This is a genomic window from Neorhizobium alkalisoli (assembly GCF_002968635.1).
GTDB classification, from domain to species: domain Bacteria; phylum Pseudomonadota; class Alphaproteobacteria; order Rhizobiales; family Rhizobiaceae; genus Neorhizobium; species Neorhizobium alkalisoli.
Map to the genome: position 1 here is coordinate 323,001 of NZ_PVBN01000004.1, position 24,735 is coordinate 347,735.

The window sequence follows — 24,735 nt, forward strand, 5'->3', positions numbered from 1 at the left end:
CACCTACTGTTTTTTGCCGGTGATTTCCCGGACTAGCAGAAGTTACGTTATTTAGCTCTTTGTAATGTATTTCTGGAAATGTTCGAGAGCGGCTCTGGAGTAGTTTCTATGAAGGCCTTGATGATCCGGTCCACGAAGACGACACCCGTCGCCGTCTTGTTCGGATTTCTGGCCTTTTCCGCGTTGCTCGGCTGGACGGAATATTCAAATTGGAGAGCCGAGGTCGGACGGGCCGAAATGAGCCTGGAACAGACCGCGGAGGCAATTGCCCAACACGCGGACGATGTCATCGAAACCTCGCGGCTACCTCTTGCCAGCCTGATCTCGGAGATCACCGATGAAGAGGGCCATCCTCACATGGCGCAAAAGATCGCGTCGCTCATCACGCGCCAGATGAAGGCGTCCCCGACGCTGGACACACTTTCCTTTATCGATGCGGAAGGCCGTATGATCGCGACCTCGGCCCCTCGGCCGCCGGCGGGCGCGCTCTATACGGACCGGGAATATTTCCAGTTCCACAAGGCCAAGCCTTTCCCGCTGCCGGTTCTCGGCAAGCCGATCAAGAGCCGCCTTTCGGGCGATTGGGTCTGGCCGATTTCACAGAAGGTCCTCCGGGAGGACGGTTCGTTCGGGGGCGTCGTCGTCTCCACCATTCGCGTCAAGCATTTCATCAACTTCTTCCGGAATTTCCCGGTAGGGAACGACGGGTCGTTCCTGATCGCGCGTGGCGACGGCATGGTTCTCGCCCGCGGCCCGATGGCGGAAAGCCTGTTGGGCACCAACATTGCCGCGCACGAACTCTTTTCGCGATACCTGAAGGCGGGAACGGCCGGAGCCTATCATTACCGGTCGCCGGTGGACCGGCAGCTGCGGATAGGAGGCTTCTATCAGAGCGACCGAACCGGCATCGTCGTACTCGCCGCGGCCTCGAAGCGACAGATTTTGGTTGCGTGGATGGAGGAGGCCAGGATCCGTTGGATCTATGCTTCCGTATTGATGGCCGTTTCGGTCCTCGCCGCATCGCATTGGCGCCAGCAGCTCAAGCGGCGTGAGGAAAGCGAGGCCCAGCTTGCGGCGCGTGAGGCCGAATTCAGATTGCTTGCGGAGTCTTCGAGCGACGTGATTTCCCGCTTCGATGAGAACGGTATCCGGGAATATGTCTCTCCATCCTCGGCCGCGATCCTCGGCATCGAGCCCGACAGATTGATCGGAAAAAGCGTCTATGCCGGCATGACGGAAGAAGCCGAGGCGACCGTCCGCGAGGCTGCAGCGCGGCTGCAAATCGGATCGACCCATGAGAAATTCCTCATCAAGCATGTGAAGCCGAGCGGCGAGGAGGTCTGGCTCGAGACGGCCCTGAGCAAATTGCCGGAGCAAAACAAGGCGAGCGCGACGCGGGTCGTGGCGATCACTCGCGACGTCACGACGCACAAGGTCATGCATGACCAGCTGGATCAGCTTGCCAGCACCGACGATCTGACGAAGCTCGCCAACCGGCGCTCCTTCAACGTGCGATTCGAGGAGATGATGAAGCGTGCCCGTCGCAGCAGGACGCCGTTGTCTCTTCTGATGATCGATGCCGACCGTTTCAAGCTGTTGAACGACATTTACGGTCATGCGGTTGGCGACGAATGCCTCACACAGATCGCCGCCGTCGTCAGGAGTTGTGTTAAACGTCCCGGCGACATCGCTGCCCGATACGGCGGCGAGGAGATGGCGGTGCTTTTGACCGATGCGGATGTCGGTGGAGCCTGGACGGTGGCTGAAAGAATCCGCGTGCAGGTGAGCGCGCTGGAATTGCCGCATACGGCAAATTTGCCGTTCGGCCACGTCACGGTCAGCGTTGGCGCTGCCACCCTGCCGCCGGAGGCGCCGGGCGACATCACCGCTCAGGCCCTGTTCACACAGGCCGATGCGGCGCTTTATCGCGCGAAGGAAGCGGGGCGCAATCAGGTCGTCAGCGCGAACCGGACCTGGTACCAGATCGCGAAGTCAGCGACGTGAGTTGCATTGGGGCAAGGGGATTGCTTTGGGGAACCTGTCCGCGGATCGGCACGGCGCGTGCATCGACTGTGTCGGGCATGTGCATCGACTGTATCGAATGGCGACAAAATGTCTCTATCCGGTGCGCAGGCGCCATGGAAGCGTTCACTGAATAGCGCGCGCTTGCTGCTGATCTTGTGGATCAGGGGATGCGCGGTCTAGAACTTCCGGCTATGCTGCGTCAGCATTGTCTGACGATGATTTGCTCGGGACAGGGATTATCGTCGCAGATGCGGCCGGCAGAGGGGAATTTGATGGAGCGTAAGCGAGTCTGGGCTGGCGGAGAGTTTTGGAAGCGTCTCCTGCCGGATGAGCCCCCATCATGGAAACGCGGGCTGGTCGTCGCTATTGCATGCCTTCTCGGCGGTTTCGCCATACGCACCTTCCTTTCGATATGGCTGACTGGCGCGCCGTTCCTGACGTTCTATCCGCTGATCGTGGTGTCGGCGGCGTGGGGAGGTCCTTGGGCCGGGGCCCTGGTGATCGTTTCGGCCGCCGCTTTCGCTCTGGCAGGCGCTACCACGGGTGGTGCCTGGGCGGGCACGATGGCGGCGACGGTCATGTTCGTCGTGTTCGGCGGCTTGATGGTCACCATCATCCACGCGCTTCAGCAGGCTATTCAGGCTCAGCAGGCGGCCGAAAGGGAAGCGGAAATCATGGCGCGCGAAATGCGCCATCGCGTTTCGAACATCATGCAGCTCGTGCTGTCCATCGCACAGCTGACATGGCGCAATACCAAGGAGCCGGAACGCTTCATGCCGCTGTTTGAAGGTCGGCTATCGGCGCTCTCGCAGTCGCATCGCATTTCTTCGGGCAGCGCCGGCGCACCGCCCGATCTGCACGCGCTTCTTCGCGTCCTGCTCTCACCCTATGGCCCGGAACGGTTCCGGTTTTCAGGGCCGAGCGTTCAGTTGCAGGAAGCCATCACGCCGCGCATCGGTTTGATCATCCACGAGCTCGCCACCAATGCCGCCAAATACGGCGCCCTTTCGGTACCGGAGGGAATTGTCAGCGTGGAATGGCGGATGTTGCCCCAACTCGTCGAGATCCACTGGACCGAAAGCAACGGCCCTTCGGTCACTCAGCCGGAGCGCCAGGGATTCGGCAGCAAGCTCATTCCCGCTGCTCTTTCGGGAGGAATGGGGGAGGTGGAGACGGTCTTTGCGCCCGAAGGCGTTCGTAGCTGTCTGCGGATACACTACGACGAGGCACCATCCGAAGCCCGACTTTCTGCTTGAAGCGGACGGGCGAGAGCTGATCTCGCCCGAATGCGTCGGAGAGGCTGGAGACGGCAAGCGTCGCCTGCCGCTCTCCTGTTCAGGCACGAAACCCGTGTTCCAGTCGACCGCCATTTGGCACGCACCCTGAAATGCGAAGCTGCATTTCAGGGGCGCGGACGGCCATTGACCTATTTCGAGAGCCCGAAGAACTCTCTCTTGTGTTCAGCCGACAGAAGCCGCAACCGCGACAGGTTCCTGAGGGTATTGACCGGCCGCTTGAGAGCGCCCCTGTTCAGGAAATACATGTCGATGAGGCTGGGCGCCTTGCTGTGCGATCCCTTGTGAGCGACGCGGTAGACGGCGCCCGGAAATGGTAGCGAGCTCAGTGGCGTCCCGCGTTCGGCCAAAGCCGGTGCTATGCGGACATGGCTGCCGAGCATATCCTTGATCCACTCGAGCGAAGCCTCCTCCGCGCTTGGCGGCAGTCCGTACAGATCGGAGCGAATGATCAGCGATGTCCCGCAATAGTGGCTGAACTGGTCGCGGCCCAGCAGGAGACTGCCGCCATCGTCCCAGATATAGCCCTTGTCGATCGTCCAGCCGTTCTCGTTCTGGTGCTTTGAAACATACTCGACGATACGAGAGCTTACGAAATCGTCATCATCGACGATCATGAAGAAGCGGCTTTCACGCGCATCGAGCATGCCCGCAAGCACTCGCCGGCCCTTGTCGGCACGGAAGGAGTCGAGAAAATCCGCCTCGGTCGCGTTACCTCGATCATGGATGTCGTTCGGCGGAAAATCCACCCACGTCACCGAGAACTTATCCGGCAGCACCGGAAGATCGGCGCCTCTGTTGGCGACAATTATTCCTCGCCAGTCACGGCTGGTCTGATTGGCGATCGAGGCAACGGTCTGCGTGAGGTTTTTCTTCAGCAGGCCCCAGTCGCGGGCGTTTTTCTGATGCCTCACAGGGATGATGAACGTTACAACACTCATGACGGCCTCCGGTCCTTGTCTCTGGGCTGGGTCACGCTGCAATACCTGCCTGTTCCCGTGCCCATCGGATGCCGTCGTCGAGCGACGTTGCCTTGTAGGAGAGATCCGTGCCTCCTGAAAAAGCATTCATGAAACGCCGGATCTTTCCGTAATTGTTGTCGAGCACGGCATGGCGTCGCCCGATCAGCAGCGAGCAGATATGCACATGCAGGCGGTCTGTGACGATGGCCTTGCCGCGGGAAATCTGCCGGATACCGCGCTGGAAGCGGTTGTTGGCCGCCGCATCCAGTTTACGCAGCCGAATTTCGGAGGGGCTGAGATGCAGCAATGCTGATGCAGCACCAAGTGCCTTTGCAACGCGAACCTTGGAACGGTTCTCGGTAATCCAGTCTTCCTTCGGGATATCGGGATAGGCGGAGAAATCAACCGTTCCAACCTGCTCCTTGTCCTCACGGAGCATCGCAAGGACAGGGAATTGTGGCGCTTCGGGCTCTATGCTGCCGATGCAGAAGGCCATATCCGGGCACAGATACACCTGGCAGTCGAAATTTTCCTTGGCGAACTGAAACGATTCCTCGTCGCGCACCAGGAGCACGAAATTCCCATGCTTGCCGATCGCCCGCTTGCTTTGCTCCAGCCGCTCCGGAGACTTGTAGTGAATCGACTGCGGAAACTGGACGATCTGCCGGTGGGGAAACAGCTCCATGACGCGCTCCCGGAAATCCTGATGGAACACCCATACGTCGCCGAAATTGCCGCCTCCGTGAATGAAGATCGGACCATTGGGGGCCGCGCTCGTGAGTTCGTCCGGTGAAAAATCGTCCGTCGTGCAGACATAGGCGGGCCGCTTTGCGTAGCGATCCCGCAGATAGGCCATCTCTCCCAGCCAGATCGCGGAATCCCCGCAATTCTTGATGTCGGGAAAGTCCAGTATCGCCAAAGGTTCATCAGGCTTGACGAATTGCTTCAGGCAATCGTGAGTTCTGTCCTGCAGTCTGGTGATGAGTTCGGATTGCTGTGCGCCGGGCATCGTGCCTCTCTTTCGAAAGTTGTAATGAAACAAGCCTCTGATCAGGCGTGACTGACTTTGGAGATCACCTTGGAGGCGATTCTTCTTATTTCGGTCTCAGGACCGTTTGGACGGTCCATGACCAGCCAAAGAACGATACTGGAGGCGCAATAGAGAAGGCCTCCAAGGCAGATGAGGATGGCGAGCTGCAGAGCCAGCGCCATCGGCGCGGTCTCGACCCCCATATGCCGGTGAGCAAGCAAGACGCCGGCGGCCATGACGGCCGAGCTCGCGAGCGCCCTGAAATTCGCCCATAGTTGTGCCGCGACCGAAACATTGATGAAGCGCTTCACGATGATCATGTTGACGAAAGCGCTGAAGAGACCGGTGAGCACCCGGCTCACGATCAGCCCCGGAAGGCCCCAGAACACCAGGCCGATGGTAATCACCGGGACCCGCACGAGAAGCATCTGCGTATCGCGGATAAACAGGGTGCGGGTATGTCCGAGCGCCATGCCGAGCGGCTGGTTGAGAGAGCCCAGCGTCTGCAACGCGTAGACCGACGAGAGCGCCTGGATGATGAAGATCACCGGAAGCCACTTTTCGCCGAGCACGAGCCTGACGAGGGGATCTGCAACGACCGCCATACCGATGCCGGCAGGCAAGGCAACGGCCGTCAGGAGCGCCTGCGCCCGCTGATAGGCCGCCGCCAGACGATAGGGATCGTGGCGGACATTGGCGAATCCGGGATAGATGGTCGCGGTCAGCGGTGCCGTCGCCTCACGCGTCGGCGTCATCGCAAGCTGGCCGCCGAGCGAATAATAGCCGAGCGCGGAGCCGTTCAGCAGCTTGCCGATGAGCAGGTAGTCGAACCGCCAGTTGAGCGTGTTGACGATCTGTCCGGCTGTGATCCACACGGAGAACGAAAAGAACTCCCGCATATGGGAAAAGGTTATGCGGGGACGGAACGGCATGACCAGATAAGAGGTCAAAACGTTCGTCGCCTGCATCACCAACGTGCCTACTACAAGCGCCCAATAGCTGTGATAGATGACAGCTATGGCGACGGTCGCGACAAATCCGGCGACTTTCTGAGCGACGTTCAATACGAACTCCTGCCAGAAAATCAGCTCCCGCTGGAGCATGATCCTGCGCGGATTGGCAAGGCCGTTGATCAGGAGGCTGAGACTGAGCGCGAGGAGAACGCCGAACAGACGCGGTTCCTCGTAGAGGACGGATGCCGGATAGGCGAATGCGGCGAAGAGAAGGCACAATATCAGGCCGCGCGTCGCAGCCAATGTCCATGCCGCGCTGAAATGGGATTCTCCCGGATCTTCATGCCGGATGAGCGCTTCGCCGAGCGAAAGCTCGGTCACCGTCGTGATGATGGCGAGCATGGTTGTCGCAAGCGCCACCACGCCAAAATCCGAGGGCAGAAGATACCAGGCCAGGATAATGGTGCTGAGCGTCGACAATCCATTGACGATGACCCTCGAAAGGGTGACCCAGAGACTTCCCGTCACCAACCGGTCAGCAATGCTCATGGCCGGCCCCCTCGATGCAATGTCGGGCATAGGTCATTCCATAGCCACCCTTTTTCGCGCAGGTTTTTGGCTCCTTTTCGAGCCGCGGGCTGACACGGCTACGCGAGGCGGCCGCAATCAGTCGATGTCGCTTGTACGATGCGCAAGCTCTTCCTGGTGAACCGCGTCCAGAAGACACGGGTTGCCTGTTGGGCACTACGGTCATTGAGCCCCCTATCTACAATCTCCTCCCTGATGGAATTTGCCACGGCTTGCGTGACTGACGACGATCGCCCCCTCCGACGGGTGATATAGTGGAGCCAAAAGCCAAGGCTAGAGGTCCGTCATCAACTCCTTGGCTGCGAATAATGTTGGTTTTGTGGAGCACGGTGGGCAAGTGCGGACGTCGTGTGGCGAGGTCGGGCGCGAAAGCCGGCAACCACCGCGCGCCCTGTTGCTGTGTCGGGTTCGTGGGGTCATGTCTCTCCGAGCCTTCCGATTTCAGAAAATCAATTGCGCACCGAACAAGATGACTGGAAACTGCCATGTTATTGTGACGTCGCTATCTCTAAGGCCGCCTCGGAATGGCGTTCGGCTGCGGCCTATTTGCACCGGAGTTTCAAAATGGCAGTCGTTCAGGAAGAACCTTCGATCGCGGTCCCCTCGCATCCCGAGGAAATCAAGTCGATTTTTGAGCTGCGTGTGGGGAAAAACATCACCTTGCAAGGCAGCGCCAGAATAACACCCATTGGCGTCATCAGCACCGGAATCGCAGTCGCCGCCATGGCGCTTGCCCTCGGTTATCTTGCCTCGTCAATGCGGCGGCGCGGGAGGTAGGTAGTAGGCGCTAGCCGAGCCTGTCGGCTGCGGGGAAGAAAATGGTGCCCCAGCGTGGATGAAACTAATACCTACGCTTCCAACCTGGGCACTCTGGTATTTCAGCCGTCGTTTCGCATCAGCTTCCGAGAGTATCCGGAGCCTGCCGAACCACTCGGACCGTTCGCTCGACTGCACCGCGGCGGTCCTGCAAAAAAAGAAGCGCTCTCAGATATCCGTCTCGAAGACATGGAGGGTTACGGCGAAGCCAAGGAGTGGGGCCTTGAACTGGCGCGCGGGGACGATCTCTTGGGAGGATGTCGACAAGGGAGTGCTGCTATCCGGTCCGCCGGGGACGGGGAAAACAATGTTCGCCCGCGCTCTCGCGGCCTCACCAGAGATGCCCTGCGCGTGCTCGAAGGGAAGTGGAAGATCGTGATCATCTGCCAACTCTTCGGGGCCAAAGTCCCGCTCCGATTTTCCCAGCTGGAGAAGCGGGTTGAAGGCGTAAACCAGAAGATGCTTATCCAGCAACTGAAAGAACTGGAGAAAGACGGCATCGTCACGAGGACGGTTTACCCCCAGGTTCCGCCAAGGGTCGAGTATGCGCTGAGTGAGATGGGAATCGCACTGGGTCCATCCATGGCGGAACTGATTGACTGGGCCTTTATGCGACGTGACCAGCGTAACGGGACGCCGCAGGACCCCGCCTGAGCGGCTCGATCGTATCGCGTTTGGACGATGATCCATTACCGCGTGGCGCGATCATCCGGTTCCCGTTCCTGGAAGAACATCCGGCGAGGAAGAACGGCCGCCGCTGTGAGGACACCGTAGGCGAGGGCTCCGAGCGCCACCATCTGGAACAGGGTGCCGAGGCTTACACCAAACCAGAGAACTGCCGACCACCCCACAAAGGCGGCGATGATCATTCTCACGGTTCCGGCAAGTACGGGAAGAAGCACGCGCTTCGCCCCTTGGCTGGCGAAATAGAGTGCCAATCCTAGTCCAATCGCCCCGTAGGCGGGTGCCACGGTTCGCAGATAGAGAGAGCCCATTTCCTGCACAGTTTGGTCGGTCGTGAAAAGGCCCATCCAGATGTCCGGAAAGAGCGCGGCGGCGAGGCCGATGATCTGTGTGATTCCAAATGCAATACCGGCGCCAACCCATGCGACCCGGCGCGCGCGCTCGATCCGACTGGCGCCGATGTTGATGCCGACCATGGTGACGATAGCTGTTCCAAGGCCGAAGATGATAGGGATCTGAAGGTAGTCAAGGCGCGAAGCAATACCAAATCCGGCGATCGCGTCAGCGCCAAAGTGGCCAACGGCAGCGGTGACGAAGGTGACCGTGAGATTGACCTGAGCCGTACCGACCGCAGAAGGGAGGCCGACCCCCAGTATTTCCCTGAACAGTCGGCTCTGCAGCGGAACAATTCTGAGTTTCAGCGGGCTTCGTGACGACCGCAGGTAAAGTGCAAGCACAAGCGCCGCGAGCAGATAATATATGAACACTGCAGCGCCGCCGCCAGCCACACCGAGCTGCGGAAAAGGCCCCCAGCCGAAGATCAGAGGCGGCGACAATGCGAACAGGATTCCGGCTCCCGAAATGATCACAAGGGCCGGGACGTTTACGTTCCCGGCACCGCGGAGGGCCGCTGACAGCAGCGCCGTGATCCAGATGGGGATAGAGCCTGCGAACACGATCCCCGAGTAGGTGAGGGCTGCCGTAAGGGTCGCTCCTGTCCCGCCCATCGACTGGTAGAGGATCGGTCCAAAAAGGAATGCAGCGACCGAGAAGATGGCTCCGAATGCGATGGCGAGAATGATCGAATGCCAGACAAGTCCATTGGCATCGGCGTGGCGATTGGCTCCCAAGGCACGTGCGATGGCCGAGGAAACGCCCCCGCCAATGCCGCCGTTCGACATCATCTGCATCAGCATGAGCACCGGGAAGACGAGGGTAGCGCCTGCCAGTGCCTCCGTGCCGAGGAAACTGATGAAGTAGGTCTCGGCGACCCCGACAAGTGTCTGAACCACAAGGACGACAACGGTGGGCAATGCCAGCCGGAGCAGCGCAGGTGTGATCGGGCCATCCAGAACTCCCGGAGGGGCCGTCCGCGAGGCTTTCAGGGCGGATGCATCCGTCGGCTGGGACGCGTCGGTCATTGGTAGTCCTTATGGCGGTTCGCGGCTTCGATGTGAGACTTCCAGCAACTCATGATGCCGTTATCGCGGATATCTCGAGCGAGCTCTTCCCCGGCATTGGCGCGTGTGAGGCGAGACCGGAGTTTGGTGTCCCTTGACGATAGATTTCGTTTAACATCTAAATCATACATAGAGGTTATACGCAATCTAAAAAATCATGGTTCAGACGCTTGCCCGGGGCCGAATAAATGTCCAAACCCACATCATCCGGTCGGGAATCGATCAGAGACGAAGCCACCAACAGCCCGGTTGCCGAAAACCTTTGTTTTGTTCTTCAACGGACGTACCGCGCCATCTCTCGGCGGGCCGACACGACGTTGCGTGCGGCAGGACTGACTGCGGAGCAGAGCTTGCTGCTTGCCGCAATTGCCGAGGCAGGCTCCCCACGAGCCGCTGATCTCTCCCAGGTTCTCGGCCTCAATCCCTCTACGATTGCTACTAACCTCAAGCCCCTGGTAAGACGGAACTGGGTGACTGTGCGGGTGGATGTTGGTGACCGCAGAGCAAGGAGACTTTTCCTTACCGGCGACGGGAGCGAGCGGCTCAAGATGGCACTCAAACATCTTCAGGAATTCGAAGAGGCATTGGCAATGCAGATGGGCGGGGACACGCAATATTCGTTGCGTTTGCCATACGCTCGGCCAACTGACCTCAGCATGCCTTTGATACGTTGGCCGTCCAACCCAGGATAGTCATCGGTCTCACCCATCACTTATGCGCCCGTCTTCAAGCGGGAACCCTTCGCGGGGAGAGCCTTGCAGCTCGGCCGCAACGGTTTCAACCTGGATAGTCGCTTCTCCAGCCCGACCATATAATCCCCGTGCAAGTCATCGATGCCTGAGAGTGCCTGTTCCCACAGTCGCCATTTTTCTCGAAACTTCTTCAGCATCCGGAGCTGTCCTCGCGTTCGATCATGTTTCAATAGATGCCAGCCGATGCGGCCTTATCTGGGATGGTCACCGGATCACCGAGACCTCGGCCAAATCGAGCCCCTTACAGGATCCGAACCGCCATTTCCTCTTCGAATGGGCCACTCGGAAAAGGTCGCAGCCAGAGAAGGATGGGTCGCCAGCGCTTCCTTATGTCCAGCGCCTGAACAAAGCGCTGGCATTGACCCCGCCGAAGCCGAAGCCATTGGATATCGCGTATTCCATCTCTAAGCGTCGCGCGTCGTTTGCAACGAAATCAATTCCTTCGGCTTCCGGGTCCGGCGCGTTCAGGTTCAGCGTAGGCGGTGCGATCTGGTTTCTAAGCGCCAGAATCGTGAAGATGGCTTCCAGCCCTCCGGCGGCGCCGAGAAGGTGTCCTGTCGCCGATTTCGTGCCGCTGACAGCGATTGTTCTGTCGGAACCGAAAACACTCTTGATGGCCCTGATTTCACCGAGATCTCCTACGGGCGTGGAGGTGGCGTGTGCGTTCAAGTGGCCAATTTCCCTCCGGGCTACTCCCGCCTGCGCGATGGCTATCTCCATGGCTCGGCGCGCCCCATTTCCGTCTTCGGGACCGGACGTAACGTGATGGGCGTCGGCTGTCGTGCCGTATCCAACGAGTTCGGCAAGTGGAGCAGCGCCGCGGGCAAGCGCATGGCTCAGGGATTCAATCACCAGGATTCCGGCTCCTTCGCCCATAACGAAGCCGTCACGTTTCGCATCGAAAGGGCGCGATGCCTGGCCCGGTGTTTCGTTGAAGCCGGTGGAAAGAGATCGGGCTGCTGCAAAACCACCGAGACTGACGATGTTCATGCAGGCTTCCGTTCCGCCGCAGATGGCAATGTCTGCTTCGTTCGACCGGATCAGCCTGGCGGCATCGCCGATTGCCTGAACACCGGCTGCGCATGCTGTGACCGGCGCGCCGAGGGGGCCCTTGAAACCGAAGCGGATCGAAACCTGACCCGCTGCGAGGTTGACGAGAAACGACGGCACGGTGAAGGGCGAAAGACGACGGACACCGCGTTGGTCGACCGTGCGGACCGCCTCGGTGATTGCCGGAAAGCCGCCGATGCCCGAAGCAATGATCGTCGCGGTTCGCAGTCGGTCACCGTTCGAAACCGGCTTCCAGTTCGCCTGGGCAAGCGCCTCTTCGGCGGCCGCCAGTGCGAAGATGATGAAGCGGTCCACCTTGCGCTGATCCTTCGGAGCCATGACTGTATCCGGATCGAAACCGCCTTCCGGGTCTTCGGCGACAGAGGGCACCACTCCACCTATTTTTGACGGGAGATCTCCGACGACATCGTCGCCCAACCGACGGATGCCACTCTTACCCGCGAGAAGACGCGACCAGGAGACATCGACGTTCGATCCAAGGGGGCTGATCGCTCCCATTCCTGTAACAACGATACGACGCATTGCTTTTCCGCCTGTTTTCTCATGAAATTGGCATGGCCAGAAGTGCCGGCGGCGCTGTAGCCGAGGGTTCTCACGCATGCAGTTTGCGAGGGATCGAAGCGCGCTATTCGCCCACACACTCGGGTGGTTGGATTACCGGGCGACTGGGAACCGCCGCCAGATGATCTAATCCGGTGAAGTGACCACCTTAGGCGCACCTTCGCCACGCGCGATGCGCCGGACTTCGCCCGCGGCTGCGTCAAGGATGCCTTGCGACAGCGTCTCGTCCGTCATAATCCGTGAAAGTGTGACTGCGCCCACCATGAGAGACAGTATCGCCATCGCCTTGCCGCTGGGATTCGAGCTGTTGGCATCGTCCATCAGCTCATCCAGAACTTCGAAGTGAGCGCGGATACCATCCTCGAATGGTCGCCGGACCTCCTCGCTTTGCCGCGCCGCATCTGCTCCCAGCGCGACCAAAGGGCAACCGTCGGCCTTTTCGCCGAGATGTCCCGGTGAGAGGTAGAACTCCATGACTGCTTCGAGGGGATCGGAGCTGTCCGCAGCGGCTGTCGACCATCTGCTGGTAGCGCTTTCCATCGCGCGCCTCGATGCCAGTGCAGCAAGGTCGTCCTTAGACGAAAACTGCTTGTAGAAGCCGCCCTGCGTCAGGCCCGCACCCTTCATCAGATCCTTCAGGCCAATCCCGTCAAAGCCATGCTCTCGAAACAGTCGGCTGGCCACGTTGATCACGGTTTCCCGATTTGCCTCGGCCTGTGCGCGGCTCACTCTCATGTTGATCTCCAATTAGATTTCAGTTGACATCTATATCGCAAATAGAGTTAGATCGCAATCTAATTTATGCAGATGGCTCGTCAAGAAGAGAAATTCAAATGAAACGCAAACATGTCGTGGCCTCTGTGGGCCTTGTGGCAGCAGCGGTTGCCGCCGCTACCCTCTTCCTCGTTACTGAGACCACCGAAGGGAAGGCCGAAACCGCCGACCCAAGGACGGCGCCGCCATTGGTCATGGTGGCAAACGCAAAGAATTCTGAAACGGCGGAGCGCTCATTCACCGGAACTGTCGCTTCACGCGTACAGAGCAACCTCGGGTTCCGGGTTCCCGGCAAGATCATCGAGCGGATGGTCGATGTGGGTCAGCAGGTGAAACAGGGCCAAGCCCTGTTGCGCATCGACGAATCCGATCTCCAGCTCGCGCTGACAGCCAAGCGCAACACGGTCATCGCAGCGCGTGCTGTCCTGATTCAGGCGCAAGCCGATGAGAAGCGCTATGCGGCGCTGGTGAAAAACGGATTGGCTGCTACTCCCCAGCGTTATGAACAGGCGAAGGCGGCCCTAGACACGGCTTCGGCACAGTTTGCCGCGGCCGAAGCTGACGCTAAGATCGCAGAAAACGAGGCTACCTATACCGTACTTCTTGCAGACTCGGACGGAACTGTCGTCGATACTCTTGGTGAGCCGGGACAGGTTGTGGCTGCGGACCAGACGGTCGTTCAACTCGCGCAGGCTGGGCCGCGTGAAGCTGTTGTTTGGCTACCTGAGGCTTTGCGTCCCGACATCGGATCCGAAGTGGAGGCCAGTGTCTATGGCGGCGAAGGTCTAAGCGGGAAAGCCCGCTTACGACAGATCTCCGATGCTGCCGATCCGCAAACCCGTACTTACGAGGCGCGCTATGTTCTCGATGGCGCCGCCGCCTCCGCCCCGCTCGGCTCGACGGTGACGATCAAAATCTTGGACGCTGACAGGCAGGCGGAGGTCGCTGTTCCGGTAGGTGCTATCCTGGACGACGGTATCCGGACGGGCGTGTGGGTTCTAAACGGCGCCGCTTCAACGGTGAACTTCGCTCCCATAGCCATCAAACGGATCGGAGACGAGACGGCGTTCGTCACCGGAATTGGCATCGGTGAGCAGGTTGTCGCTCTGGGCGCCCATCTGCTGGAAGATGGTGCGGCTGTCCGGACCTCGGTGCAGGAAAAGGTGAAAAAATGAGCTTCAATCTTTCCGCCATCGCGGTTCGCGAGCGCGCCGTCACTCTGTTCTTCATCGTTCTGTTGGCCGCTGCGGGAGTTTACGCTTTCGTCAAGCTAGGACGTGCCGAGGATCCCTCCTTCACGATCAAGACGCTGACGGTCACGTCAGTTTGGCCGGGCGCCACTGCACGTGAAATGCAGGATCTTGTCGCCGAGCCACTTGAGAAGCGTATCCAGGAACTCACATGGTACGACCGTGTCGAAACAACGACGCGGCCAGGCTATGCCTTCCTCACGGTCACGCTCAAGGACAATACGCCGGCGTCCGCAGTCGAAGAGGAATTCTACCAGGCGCGCAAGAAGCTTGGCGATGAGGCTCGAAATCTCCCGCCTGGCGTCATTGGCCCTTTCGTCAATGATGAATATTCCGATGTGAGCTTTGCGCTCTACGCGCTCAAGGCCAAGGGAATGCCGATGCGCGACCTCGTTCGGCAGGCGGAAGTGATCCGTCAGGATCTCCTGCATGTTCCGGGCGTCAAGAAGATCAATATCCTCGGGGAGCGGCCTGAACAGATCTTTGTCGAATTTTCCTATGCCAAGCTCGCGACACTTGGAGTATCGGCCCAGGATATCGCCGCGGCTTTGCAAAGACAGAATACAGTCACGCCCGCCGGCTCGATCGACACGCGTGGGCCACAGGTTTTTATCCGTTTCGACGGAGCCTATAACAGTGTGCAGGCGATTGCCGATACGCCGATCGTTGCGGCCGGACGAACCCTGAAGCTCTCCGATCTAGCGGATGTGCGGCGCGGGTATGAGGATCCGGCGACCTACATCATCCGCCATGAGGGCGAGCCGACAATTATGCTGGGCGCAGTGATGCAACAGGGCTGGAATGGTCTTGAGCTCGGAGCGGCGCTTGAAGCACGATCTGCTGCGATCGCGCAGACATTGCCGCTGGGCATGACGCTTTCCAAGGTCAGCGATCAGGCCGTCAATATCGACGAGGCGGTCGGCGAGTTCATGCTCAAGTTCGCGATGGCGCTCGGTGTCGTGCTGTTCGTCAGTCTGGTCGCCCTCGGCTGGCGCGTCGGTATTGTCGTGGCACTCGCAGTGCCGCTGACGCTTGCTGTCGTCTTCCTCATCATGCTGGAGACCGGACGGTTCTTCGATCGCATCACGCTCGGCGCCCTGATCCTTGCGCTTGGCCTTCTCGTCGACGACGCCATCATCGCCATCGAGGTCATGGTGGTGAAGATGGAGGAGGGCATGGATCGGATCAAGGCGGCCGCCTATGCCTGGAGCCATACCGCGGCACCTATGCTGTCTGGTACACTTGTCACGATCATCGGATTGATGCCCGTTGGCTTCGCGAAATCAACGGCGGGTGAATACGCAGGCAATATTTTCTGGGTCGTGGGTTTTGCCTTGATCGTTTCCTGGATCGTCGCCGTGACCTTTACGCCCTACCTGGGCGTGAAGATGCTGCCGAACATCAAGCCGGTCGAGGGCGGTCATCACGCTCTCTATAATACGCCGAACTACCGTCGCCTGCGCTCCGTCATCGAGTTCGCTGTTCGCCACAAATTCATGGTGTGTGCCGTAGTCGGCATCACGATGGCTGTTTCGGTCGTCGGTATGGGGGGCGTAAAACAGCAGTTCTTTCCGACTTCGGATCGCCCTGAGGTGCTGGTCGAGGTACGGATGCAAGAGGGCACAAGCATCGAGGCCACGACGGCAGCAGTGAAGAAAGTCGAAGACTGGCTGCAAGCCCAACCCGAGACGAACATCGTCACCGCGTATGTGGGGCAGGGCGCGCCCCGCTTCTTCTTTGCCATGGCGCCGGAGTTGCCCGACCCCTCGTTTGCCAAGGTCGTTGTGCTCACGCCCGATGCCCATGCACGCGAAGAATTGAAACACCGCCTTCGGGCCGCCATATCGGACGGCCTTGTTCCTGAGGCATCCGTGCGCGTGACCCAGCTTGTGTTCGGGCCATACACGCCGTTCCCGGTTGAGTTCCGGATCACGGGACCCGATCAGGATGAGCTCTACAAAATTTCCGGGCAGGCTCTGGCGATCATGAAGGCGGTTCCAGATGTCCGGCAGGCAAACAGGGACTGGGGCAACCGGACCCCTGTTCTAAGGTTCGTCCCGGATCAGGAACGACTTAATCTCATCGGTCTTTCTCCCGCCGAGGCTGCGCAGCAGATGCAGTTGCTGCTGAGCGGCATCCCGGTGACGCAGGTGCGCGACAACATCCGGAACGTGCCCGTCGTTGCCCGAAGTGCTGGAGAAAACCGCCTGGATCCATCAAGGCTTGCCGACTTTTCCCTGATGAGCAGGAACGGCCGTCAGGTGCCCCTTGACCAGATCGGGCATTCCGAGATCCGGTTCGAGGAACCGATCCTGAAACGTCGCGATCGGATGCCGGTGGTCACGATCAGATCCGACATCAACGAGGCGACGCAGCCCCCGGAGGTCTCGCAGCAGGTCATGAAGGCCCTCCAGCCGCTGATCGCATCACTCCCCGTCGGATACCGCATCGAGATGGGTGGGAACATCGAGGAGTCCTTGAAGGCCAATGTTGCATTGGTTCAGGTCTTCCCATTGATGATCGCCGCCACGTTGATCGTCATCATCCTGCAGGTTCGCAGTCTGTCGACGATGACAATGGTGATGCTTACCGCCCCCCTTGGCCTTGCCGGAGTGGTCCCGACCTTGCTCCTGTTCAACCAGCCGTTCGGTTTCAACGCCATTCTCGGGTTGATCGGATTGGCGGGTATCCTCATGCGCAACACGCTGATTCTGACAGAGCAGATCAAGGAAAACCAGGCGGCCGGCCTCGATGATTATCATGCCGTCATCGAAGCCACAGTCCAGAGAACGAGACCCGTGATTTTGACGGCGCTTGCAGCCGTCCTAGCGTTCATCCCCCTGACCCATTCGGTCTTCTGGGGATCGATGGCCTATACCCTGATCGGGGGCACGGCCGCGGGCACCGTTATGATCCTGCTCTTCCTTCCGGCTCTGTATGCGGTGTGGTTCCGGATCAAGCCCCCGAAGGAAAGTGGTCTTCGGGAAGTGACTTACGCACACGAACCTCCAAGGGCGATTGCGGCGGAGTAGTCGGCTCGTGATCAATACGTCCCATCCATTTTTCAGCGGCGAATCTCAATTTCACAAGAGGTCGTGGAGACTAGGAACATGGTGAAAATCGCGGAAGCCCTGGAGTGCGGTCGAGCCATTGAAAAAGAAAGCTTGAGTGGATGTGACATGGGTTTTCCGACACCTACAGAGATCGACGTCAGTCTCTTCCGCGAGCGAATACTGGATGTGGCGGAAGAGCACTTTCGCCGCATTGGACACCAAAAAACGTCGGTGGACGACATAGCAGTCCACCTCGGGGTGAGCCGCGCGAACATCTATCGCTTTTTTCCTTCGAGGGCGGCGATCAACAAGTCGGTCTGTGGCCGTTTCCTTAACCGAACAATCCTGTTTGGGGGATCGATCGCAGATGTGCCAGGGCCAGCCCGTACCAAGCTTGTAGCCCTCTTGCACGCCCTCCATCGCGAAAGAAGGCGCACTTTTATGCAACAGAAGCCGATCCACGATCTGATCACCGCCGCAACGAACGAGAACTGGGCTGTCAACCGAGCACACAACGAACAGCTAGTGGGACTGACCGAAACGATCGTGAGCGAGGGTATTGAAGCAGGCGAGTTTGGCGTCAAGGACTCCGCGCAGGCCGCGCGCGATGTCGTGAGATCCTTCATGCCATTCTACCATCCCGTTCTCATAGAGCAGGGTGCCCGAAGCGGTGAAGATACAGAGGCTGGCCTTTTAGCTCAGACCAACTTCATCGCCGCAGCGCTCAGCACATCAGCCTAGGATTCCCGCGGCGGCAGTTTCCAAATTCCAACAGACTCTGATCCCGCATTTTCAAATGAATTCATTCGTCTCGCGACCCAACCAGCTAACTCCAGGAGCATTTATGTCAAATCGAAAAGTTGTCGTGATTACGGGAGCATCATCGGGAATTGGTGAAGCGTCGGCCCGTCTTCTGTCGCAGAATGGATTCCAGGTCTTCGGGGGTGCTCGCGACCTCAGCCGCGCGCCTGCGATACCCGGTGTCCGCTTCGGAACTGTAGACGTCACCGATGAAACTTCAGTCTCCCAATTCATTGAATGGGTACTGTCCGAAGCCGGCAGGATAGATGTGCTCGTTAACAATGCGGGCGTATCGCTTGTAGGCCCCATCGAAAATACATCGACTCCTGAAGCTCAATCGGTGTTCGACACCAATCTTTTTGGGCCTTTGCGCATGATTCGCGCGGCACTGCCTTCGATGCGTGCCGCGCGAAGCGGGATCATCATCAACATGAGTTCCGTGCTCGGCTTTCTGCCCGCACCATTTATGGGCATCTACGCGAGCAGCAAGCACGCGCTTGAAGGCTTGTCGGAATCCCTGGATCATGAAATCCGAGAGTACAACGTGCGCGTCGTCCTCATCGAGCCAACGTTCACAAACACCAACCTTGACGTCAACGCAAAGCACACTAGTGCCCCCCTCGGAGTCTATGCGGCTCAGGCCATGGCAACCACCAAAACGATCGAGGCACAGATAAAGGCGGCACCGTCTCGTGAGATCGTTGCCAACCAGATCCTGGCAGCAATCAACGGCCCCTACCGTATGAGGCAACCGGCTGGCGGGCAGGCAAAATTGCTGAGCAGGCTGCGCAGGTTTATGCCGGCACTGGCGGTTGATAGCAGTCTACGGAAAACATTCGGCTTCAACAGGCGGCCTCAGTCCTAGATGTGGGCGAACTTCCCCACAAGTCGGTGCGTAGCCTGTGGCGATGGATCCGATCTCACCGAATTGCTGGTTATTCGTCAATAGGACCTGCTACCAAGACACGGGTGCCGGTCCATCAGTAACTAATCCGGTCTTATGTTTAGCTCTAAAAGAAAATGGCGCACCCGACAGGATTCGAACCTGTGACCTTTGGAATCGGAAAACAGGTCTAACCGATTTCCCGGTGCTTCCTCTTGTTAGATTGAATTGTATTTCGTAAGATAAATCAATAAGAAAGTGCTTACCGAGATTCCAACGGTTTGGACTAAATTTACCCGAATTTGCTTCCTGCTGCTTCCTATATGCTTCCTGTAAATGGTGAGGTGCCCCAGTGGTGAAGCTGACGAAGAGAATAATCGACGGCCTCCAGGCACGCGACAAAGACTACTTTGAATGGGATGATGAGCTGCCTGGTTTTGGCGTTCGCATCTGGCCAACCGGTAGGAAAACCTACCTAGCTCAGTACCGAGCCGGTAAGCAGACAAGGCGCTTCAAAATCGGCGTCCATGGCCCGCTGACCGTCGAGGAAGCCAGGAAGGAGGCCAAGGTCGTCTTGGGTGATGTCGCACGTGGCGACGATCCTCAATTGGATCGTGCCACTCGCCGCAAATCTCTAGCGGTCAAAGAGCTATGTGAAGCCTATCTCGACGCGGCGGACAAGGGGCTCGTTTTCGGCAAGCGCGGCAAGCCTAAAAAGGCATCCACCCTTTATGTCGACCGCGGCCGGATCAATCGGCATATCATCCCGTTGATCGGTACCAAGTTGGTAAGGGACCTGACTACCGCCGACGCGGTGAAGATGATGCGGGATATCACCACCGGCAAGACGGCGGTGGACGAGAAGACCGACAAGGTGAGGGGAAGGGCGATTGTGCTCGGCGGCCCTGGTACGGCTTCGCAGGCTGTGACACTCCTAAGCGCCGTGCTGACCTATGCCGTTTCAGAAGGCATTATCGAGCATAATCCAGCACGCGGCATCAAGAGGCCGGCAGTTGGAAAGAGAACGCGGCGCCTCGATGCAAAAGAGTACCGTGCCCTCGGAAAGGCGCTGGAAACTGCTGATGATGAGACTTGGCAAGGTGTCGTGGGGACAACGCTGTTTCTGCTGACAGGTTTCCGCCTGAGTGAAATTGCCGGCTTGAAATGGATTGAGGTCGATGAGACTGGGAGCTGTTTTCGTCTCGATGACTCGAAGGAAGACGCATCAATCCGGCCGGTGGGGAAGCCCGTTTTTGAGGTCCTGTCTAAGGTGAGCAAACAGGGGAAAAACCCGTACGTGCTTCCAGGCCCTAGGGATGCAGATGGACACTACACTTCACTGGATGCGGCCATCGGTCGCCTGACGAAGAAGGCACGTCTAAGCGGCGTCACGTCGCATACCCTTCGGCACTCTTATGCCAGCGTGGCTGGCGACCTGGGCTTTACGGAGATCACGATCTCCGCGCTGCTCGGGCATGCGGCCGGCAATGTGACGCAGCGATATGTTCATCATCTGGATAGTGTTCTTATTGCTGCCGCCGACAAGGTTTCTGGCGAGGTTTACCGAATGATGACGACGGACTTGGTCGAAGCGGAGAAACAGCCAAGGCGGGCTTAACCTGAGCGTCTTTCCGACGTTGAACGGACGGACTTGGAAAGCCGTTCGTTTGCCCAGCCGTCCAGATCCTGAACATGGTAAAGCGGGATGCGGCCGCTGTATTGCATCGGCGGGCCGCCGCCGACCGTTGCCATTTTGGCGAGCGTCGAGACTGCAATGTCGATGCCATGCTTCGCAGCAAGGTAGGCCGGCACATCTACCCGGCGAAGGCGAGGACGAGATGCGTCGCCGGTTGAGATCAACTTCATGGCCCCAGCTCTCCGCGTTTCCATAGGCAGAGCGGGCGGCCCTTTTCCGTTTCGCTGTCATGCAATCCTCGGTTTCGGGCGAACCGCCGCTCATCGGAAAACTGAGCCGAAAGGTCGCCGATGTGAATGCGAAATTGGGGGTAAGTGAGCGCTCTCCAGGGCCGCATGCCGTCTTTCGTCGCACGGCCTCGTAGTTGCCGCGGATCGTGCGATGAAAATAGAGAGCATTGGAGTACAAATACTTGAATTTCGCGGTGGCGGTCCGGTTGGGTCGCAGCATCATCAACTTGGCAAGGACGCTTTTAGTGCGTTGTGGCGAAAGCCGATTTCGTCAGTCGCTGAGTTTCCTAACTAGATTTCTATGGCGGCCTCTGTTTCTAACCGATTTTCGATGCAAAGCACATGGTTTCGATGAGGCTCATGACCATCGTTAATCGATTTTCGATATGATTGATCTCATATAAGCATTTTTCGATACAGGTAATTGATTTCCGATGTTCTCAGATGGCATATCGTTCCACCGCGGGTGTGAGTGGACGGAGCTTGCCCTTCAGGCAGGATTGACATTTTCCGCTTTCGACTTGCCCGTCTTGCGGTCCTGTCCCAACTCGTAGCTCACCTTCTGTCCATCTTGCAGCGAGCCGCCACTGACTGCGGAGATGTGCACGAACACATCCGCGCCGCCGTTATCTGGGGTGATGAAGCCGAAACCCTTATCCTGATTGAAAAACTTGACCGTACCTGTTGCCATTTAACTCTCGCTCCCTCGCGCCGTCGGAAGATGTTCACGCGGCCCTGCGAAGCAATGTGGAGCGGTGATGGATTAAGACCAGAGGCTCGCCGCACTACAGGTGCGCAACGGCGGCTTGAGTTGCTCGTGGGAGTTGCCAGTTTCGGCCGATGAGGAACTTTGCCGCTTCAGCAGAAGTTATTGTGGATCAGATAGAGGATTGACGATGGACAAAGAACAGGAACGGCGCGAGCGCGCCTACAGGATCTGGGAAGCCGAAGGTCGCCCCGAGGGTCTTGACCAGGATCATTGGCGGCGAGCTGAAGAAAAGCATGAGGCGACCGATCGGGAGGGCGCCGATGTCACCCATGCCAACCAGCAGGCTTCCGATACCTTCAACGACGCCAGAAACAGGCCTGGATCACCGACCGACGTTCGGCCGCCATCGACGGTGAGCCCGGATTGAGTTCCGAAGAGCCGCCGGATCGCTGAGCCACGGCGGTTTGCGAGATGAGGAAACCTTTCGCCAGAAGCGATTTGATGAAAGGAAAGAAGAAAAACATAACAGCCAGGATATCGAGCGATAGTCAGTCGTCTCCGATCAGCACCGGCCAGGACGTCCAGCAAGCGGCCGCAATCTGTTATCGCTGTAATGGCAACGGAAAGCTTCAGGTTCTTCTGGTCGTGAGCGGCCGGAACGGACGATGGGGAGTGCCAAAAGGCCATCTCGATCCCGGCGAGTCGAGCCATGCTGCCGCACAGCGGGAATCCTACGAGGAGGCAGGTGTGTTGGGCCCCGTCGAACCTGACATGTTCGGCACGTTCGCCTATGAAAAAGACAGCTCGCCCAACCGCTACCATGTGGTCGTACAACTTTTGGAAGAGTCAGAAATCGCTACCAGGTTTCCAGAGAAGGCCACCCGCAAGCAGAGATGGCATCCTCAAGAGGCAGCAATCCGGGCAGCGGCTCAGCCGGGGCTGCGGATGCTACTGTCGAAACTTCAGACGAGAGCCCTATGAGGTTCGGCTTCTCGCGACCGCTTTCCAGCGCTTTGAGGACCCAGAAGAAGATCTCCAAACTATTTGAATCGGTGATGCCAGCACCGCGACGCAAGCCTGTTCGACCTGCCAAACTCCTGCTTGAAACAACCGCAGCCTTTGGGAGCAACCCAGGAAGGCTAGTGATGAAGTCGTTCGCACCGACCAAGCTGCCGAAGGATCCGCCGCTCGTGGTCGTGCTTCATGGATGCGGCCAGACGCCAGAAAGTCTGGATGCCGCGAGCGGTTTTTCCCGCTTCGCGAAGGAGAAGGGCTTTGTTCTCCTTTATCCGCAGCAGGTGAGGAGCAATAACTCGCATAGATGCTTTAACTGGTTTCGTCCGAGCGCCGTTGCTCGCGATCGTGGCGAACTGTTCTCCATCAAGCAGATGATAGAGAAGATCTGCAAACGGTACCGGATCGACCGCGGACGGATCTACATCGTTGGGCTTTCGGCCGGCGGCGCGATGACGGCGGCGCTTGTCGCCAACTACCCCGCGATGTTTGCAGGGGCTGCGATCGTGGCCGGCATGCCGTTTGGATCCGCACGCGATGCGATGTCTGCTCTTCAGGCAATGAAATCAGGGGCCCACACGCCGCCGGCCGGATGGGGAAGCCTGGTGACCGCTGTATCATCGCAACGGGTGTCATGGCCTCCCATCAGCATATGGCAGGGAAAGGACGACAAGGTCGTCAATCCCCGGAACGCCGCGGCGAACGTTGCCCAGTGGTTGGAAGCCGGCAGCATCGACCGAAGCGCTGGGCGGATCGATAAAAAGCCCTGGGGCGAAATGCACAGCTGGAAAGGCGCCGGCCTTTCTCGTGTGACGCTCTATTCGATGAACGGCGTGGCGCATGGCCTTCCGGTTAAGCCGCGCAATGATAGCGCCGGAAGGAGTTCGGAGGATCCTTTCGTTCTTCCTGCTGCAATCTCGGCACCCCTCGAGCTCATGCGGTCCTGGGGCCTGCGACGACTTTGAAGAGAGACCTCGATCGGGCACTGGAAAAGGCCCATCGCGAGAGTAGGGGCGGGATGATAGTTCAACACAAAGTGTCAGATAGATTTGATCGGGAAACACGCCCTCCGCCACAACCACTCCGGCGATGGCTTGCTGCGTTCATCGATACTGCTCGAAAAAACCCGGCATAAAAGTCAACGGCGGCTAGCACTGCCCCAGGACTGGGGAGGGATCATTCGACCATGAACAAAAGCACGTGATTGGTGGGCGATCTAGATCATCAGATAGGATGCATTGAGACAGCCAGACAAAGCATTATCATTTCCTAATGTTCGACGCATGGGAGGTAATAATGAGCAGACTGAAGGACATTTACATATTAAAACCACAGCGCTGTTTTGTAACGCTTTCAGGTCAGGTTCTAAACCTTTACGTCACCGAAACGAGCAAGGTCGCCGTAGCAGACGAAGGCTACGGCCCCAAAAACACAATTCGGAAGAAACCAGAGCTCCGGCTCTTCCATCATACGGTGTAGGCAAGCCAGACCGTCTTTTGCAGCTCGGTTCAGCCTTGGCGCATCGACAAGGGCCGCGGAATCGGACGGCTAAGGAGCTTGGACGGAGCGAGTTGCCGCCCGGTTATCATGAAGGCTTTGAACGTACCGCTCAACGGATCGTTCATTTGCTGTACAGGTCTGTTGGCGACAATGGCATCCCTCAACCGCATAACCTCTCTGACGTTTGACTGGTGGGTGGAAAGTGCTGGATGTTCGTTGCAAAGAGGCTTTCATCGAATATATCTCAAGGGAATATGGTGGCTCCCCACTGGATCTTGAGGAGGCGCTGTTGCTGGCGTTCGCGCAAGGCACCGAAACCGCCAGGCACCGAGGAGATGCTACCTCCTGTCCCTACAGTGCAGTTTCTGACCCAGAGCGATTTCTAGCCTGGGTGGAAGGTTTCGAGTGCTGCTCTGTTATCCCTTTGGTAAACAGGACACCGGCCCAATAGACGGGGCAGGGTGGGGGGAAACGTCAGTGCTGCGTTTCGTCTCAGCCTTGCATTCGGCGCGGAGGTCGTGTCCGGGCGTGCTCAACCCACGGCCTCATCCCTAATAACCTCACCGCGCTCCGCGGCGAAGATGCGTACTTCTGGCCGCTTCAGCTGTTCCATCACCCGATGAAGTAC

22 protein-coding genes are annotated in these 24,735 nt (G+C 58.5%); 14 read left to right on the plus strand and 8 right to left on the minus strand.

The window, feature by feature from the left end:
- Nucleotides 1-120: 120 nt before the first annotated feature.
- Nucleotides 121-2,004: a diguanylate cyclase gene (locus C5L13_RS11665; RefSeq protein WP_158693437.1), complete on the plus strand. Its 1,884-nt coding sequence runs from the start codon at nucleotides 121-123 to the stop codon at nucleotides 2,002-2,004.
- Between the two features lie 293 nt (nucleotides 2,005-2,297).
- Nucleotides 2,298-3,281, plus strand: coding sequence for a sensor histidine kinase (locus C5L13_RS11670; RefSeq protein ID WP_158693438.1), 984 nt, complete (start codon nucleotides 2,298-2,300; stop codon nucleotides 3,279-3,281).
- 170 nt (nucleotides 3,282-3,451) lie between these two features.
- Here C5L13_RS11670 and C5L13_RS11675 read toward each other — a convergent pair whose 3' ends face one another.
- From C5L13_RS11675 to C5L13_RS11685, 3 genes are read right to left on the minus strand one after another with little or no spacing between them, the layout of a single operon-like run.
- On the minus strand, nucleotides 3,452-4,261 hold the full coding sequence (locus C5L13_RS11675; RefSeq protein WP_105383453.1) for a galactosyl transferase: 810 nt from the start codon (nucleotides 4,259-4,261) through the stop codon (nucleotides 3,452-3,454).
- 31 nt (nucleotides 4,262-4,292) lie between these two features.
- Nucleotides 4,293-5,291 (minus strand): polysaccharide pyruvyl transferase family protein, encoded by a 999-nt coding sequence (locus C5L13_RS11680; protein WP_105383454.1) that lies wholly within the window; start codon nucleotides 5,289-5,291, stop codon nucleotides 4,293-4,295.
- A gap of 41 nt (nucleotides 5,292-5,332) precedes the next feature.
- On the minus strand, nucleotides 5,333-6,814 hold the full coding sequence (locus C5L13_RS11685) for a lipopolysaccharide biosynthesis protein (RefSeq protein WP_105383574.1): 1,482 nt from the start codon (nucleotides 6,812-6,814) through the stop codon (nucleotides 5,333-5,335).
- Between the two features lie 492 nt (nucleotides 6,815-7,306).
- Between C5L13_RS11685 and C5L13_RS11690 the strand changes: the two genes are divergently transcribed.
- The 3 genes from C5L13_RS11690 to C5L13_RS11700 are packed head-to-tail and all read left to right on the plus strand — an operon-like array spanning nucleotide 7,307 to nucleotide 8,323.
- A complete protein-coding gene (locus C5L13_RS11690; protein WP_245571221.1) occupies nucleotides 7,307-7,630 on the plus strand; it encodes a hypothetical protein in 324 nt (107 codons plus the stop codon).
- Nucleotides 7,631-7,688: 58 nt separating this feature from the next.
- A complete protein-coding gene (locus C5L13_RS29550) occupies nucleotides 7,689-8,048 on the plus strand; it encodes an AAA family ATPase (protein ID WP_342588168.1) in 360 nt (119 codons plus the stop codon).
- The gene (locus C5L13_RS11700) at nucleotides 7,949-8,323 is read left to right on the plus strand and encodes a winged helix-turn-helix transcriptional regulator (RefSeq protein WP_407070422.1); all 375 of its coding nucleotides are present in this window, start codon (nucleotides 7,949-7,951) and stop codon (nucleotides 8,321-8,323) included. Before C5L13_RS29550 ends, C5L13_RS11700 begins: the two co-directional genes overlap by 100 nt.
- Nucleotides 8,324-8,358: 35 nt before the next feature.
- Here C5L13_RS11700 and C5L13_RS11705 read toward each other — a convergent pair whose 3' ends face one another.
- Nucleotides 8,359-9,774 carry an MATE family efflux transporter gene (locus C5L13_RS11705; RefSeq protein ID WP_105383457.1) on the minus strand — a complete coding sequence of 472 codons (1,416 nt, stop codon included), beginning with the start codon at nucleotides 9,772-9,774 and terminating at the stop codon, nucleotides 8,359-8,361.
- A gap of 227 nt (nucleotides 9,775-10,001) precedes the next feature.
- Here C5L13_RS11705 and C5L13_RS11710 point away from each other — a divergent pair, with 227 nt between their 5' ends.
- On the plus strand, nucleotides 10,002-10,505 hold the full coding sequence (locus C5L13_RS11710) for a MarR family winged helix-turn-helix transcriptional regulator (protein ID WP_105383458.1): 504 nt from the start codon (nucleotides 10,002-10,004) through the stop codon (nucleotides 10,503-10,505).
- Between the two features lie 387 nt (nucleotides 10,506-10,892).
- On the opposite strand, the gene fabF is transcribed toward C5L13_RS11710, so the two are convergent.
- Both fabF and C5L13_RS11725 read right to left on the minus strand, forming a co-directional pair.
- Nucleotides 10,893-12,158 carry a beta-ketoacyl-ACP synthase II gene (gene fabF, locus C5L13_RS11720; RefSeq protein WP_105383459.1) on the minus strand — a complete coding sequence of 422 codons (1,266 nt, stop codon included), beginning with the start codon at nucleotides 12,156-12,158 and terminating at the stop codon, nucleotides 10,893-10,895.
- A gap of 165 nt (nucleotides 12,159-12,323) precedes the next feature.
- On the minus strand, nucleotides 12,324-12,932 hold the full coding sequence (locus C5L13_RS11725) for a TetR/AcrR family transcriptional regulator (protein WP_105383460.1): 609 nt from the start codon (nucleotides 12,930-12,932) through the stop codon (nucleotides 12,324-12,326).
- A gap of 98 nt (nucleotides 12,933-13,030) precedes the next feature.
- On the opposite strand from C5L13_RS11725, the gene C5L13_RS11730 reads away from it, so the two are divergent.
- From C5L13_RS11730 to C5L13_RS11750, 5 genes are all read left to right on the plus strand, one after another.
- Entirely contained in the window at nucleotides 13,031-14,146 is a 1,116-nt protein-coding gene (locus C5L13_RS11730; RefSeq protein ID WP_105383461.1) for an efflux RND transporter periplasmic adaptor subunit, read from the plus strand.
- Nucleotides 14,143-17,253 carry an efflux RND transporter permease subunit gene (locus C5L13_RS11735; protein WP_105383462.1) on the plus strand — a complete coding sequence of 1,037 codons (3,111 nt, stop codon included), beginning with the start codon at nucleotides 14,143-14,145 and terminating at the stop codon, nucleotides 17,251-17,253. Before C5L13_RS11730 ends, C5L13_RS11735 begins: the two co-directional genes overlap by 4 nt.
- Nucleotides 17,254-17,331: 78 nt before the next feature.
- Entirely contained in the window at nucleotides 17,332-18,015 is a 684-nt protein-coding gene (locus C5L13_RS11740; RefSeq protein WP_342588169.1) for a TetR/AcrR family transcriptional regulator, read from the plus strand.
- A gap of 103 nt (nucleotides 18,016-18,118) precedes the next feature.
- Nucleotides 18,119-18,940 (plus strand): oxidoreductase, encoded by an 822-nt coding sequence (locus tag C5L13_RS11745; protein ID WP_105383463.1) that lies wholly within the window; start codon nucleotides 18,119-18,121, stop codon nucleotides 18,938-18,940.
- A 373-nt stretch (nucleotides 18,941-19,313) separates the two neighbouring features.
- Nucleotides 19,314-20,576 carry a tyrosine-type recombinase/integrase gene (locus C5L13_RS11750; RefSeq protein ID WP_245571223.1) on the plus strand — a complete coding sequence of 421 codons (1,263 nt, stop codon included), beginning with the start codon at nucleotides 19,314-19,316 and terminating at the stop codon, nucleotides 20,574-20,576.
- Here the strand turns inward: C5L13_RS11750 and C5L13_RS11755 are convergent.
- Entirely contained in the window at nucleotides 20,573-20,824 is a 252-nt protein-coding gene (locus C5L13_RS11755; RefSeq protein WP_105383465.1) for a hypothetical protein, read from the minus strand. The genes C5L13_RS11750 and C5L13_RS11755 overlap by 4 nt on opposite strands.
- 550 nt (nucleotides 20,825-21,374) lie before the next feature.
- The gene (locus C5L13_RS11760) at nucleotides 21,375-21,575 is read right to left on the minus strand and encodes a cold-shock protein (RefSeq protein ID WP_105383466.1); all 201 of its coding nucleotides are present in this window, start codon (nucleotides 21,573-21,575) and stop codon (nucleotides 21,375-21,377) included.
- A gap of 205 nt (nucleotides 21,576-21,780) precedes the next feature.
- Here C5L13_RS11760 and C5L13_RS11765 point away from each other — a divergent pair, with 205 nt between their 5' ends.
- The 3 genes from C5L13_RS11765 (at nucleotide 21,781) to C5L13_RS11775 (ending at nucleotide 23,572) form a co-directional block, all read left to right on the plus strand.
- Nucleotides 21,781-22,020 (plus strand): DUF2934 domain-containing protein, encoded by a 240-nt coding sequence (locus C5L13_RS11765; protein ID WP_245571224.1) that lies wholly within the window; start codon nucleotides 21,781-21,783, stop codon nucleotides 22,018-22,020.
- Nucleotides 22,021-22,094: 74 nt separating this feature from the next.
- Nucleotides 22,095-22,574 (plus strand): NUDIX hydrolase, encoded by a 480-nt coding sequence (locus C5L13_RS11770; RefSeq protein ID WP_105383576.1) that lies wholly within the window; start codon nucleotides 22,095-22,097, stop codon nucleotides 22,572-22,574.
- Entirely contained in the window at nucleotides 22,571-23,572 is a 1,002-nt protein-coding gene (locus C5L13_RS11775) for an extracellular catalytic domain type 1 short-chain-length polyhydroxyalkanoate depolymerase (protein ID WP_105383468.1), read from the plus strand. Before C5L13_RS11770 ends, C5L13_RS11775 begins: the two co-directional genes overlap by 4 nt.
- Nucleotides 23,573-24,735 lie beyond the last annotated feature (1,163 nt).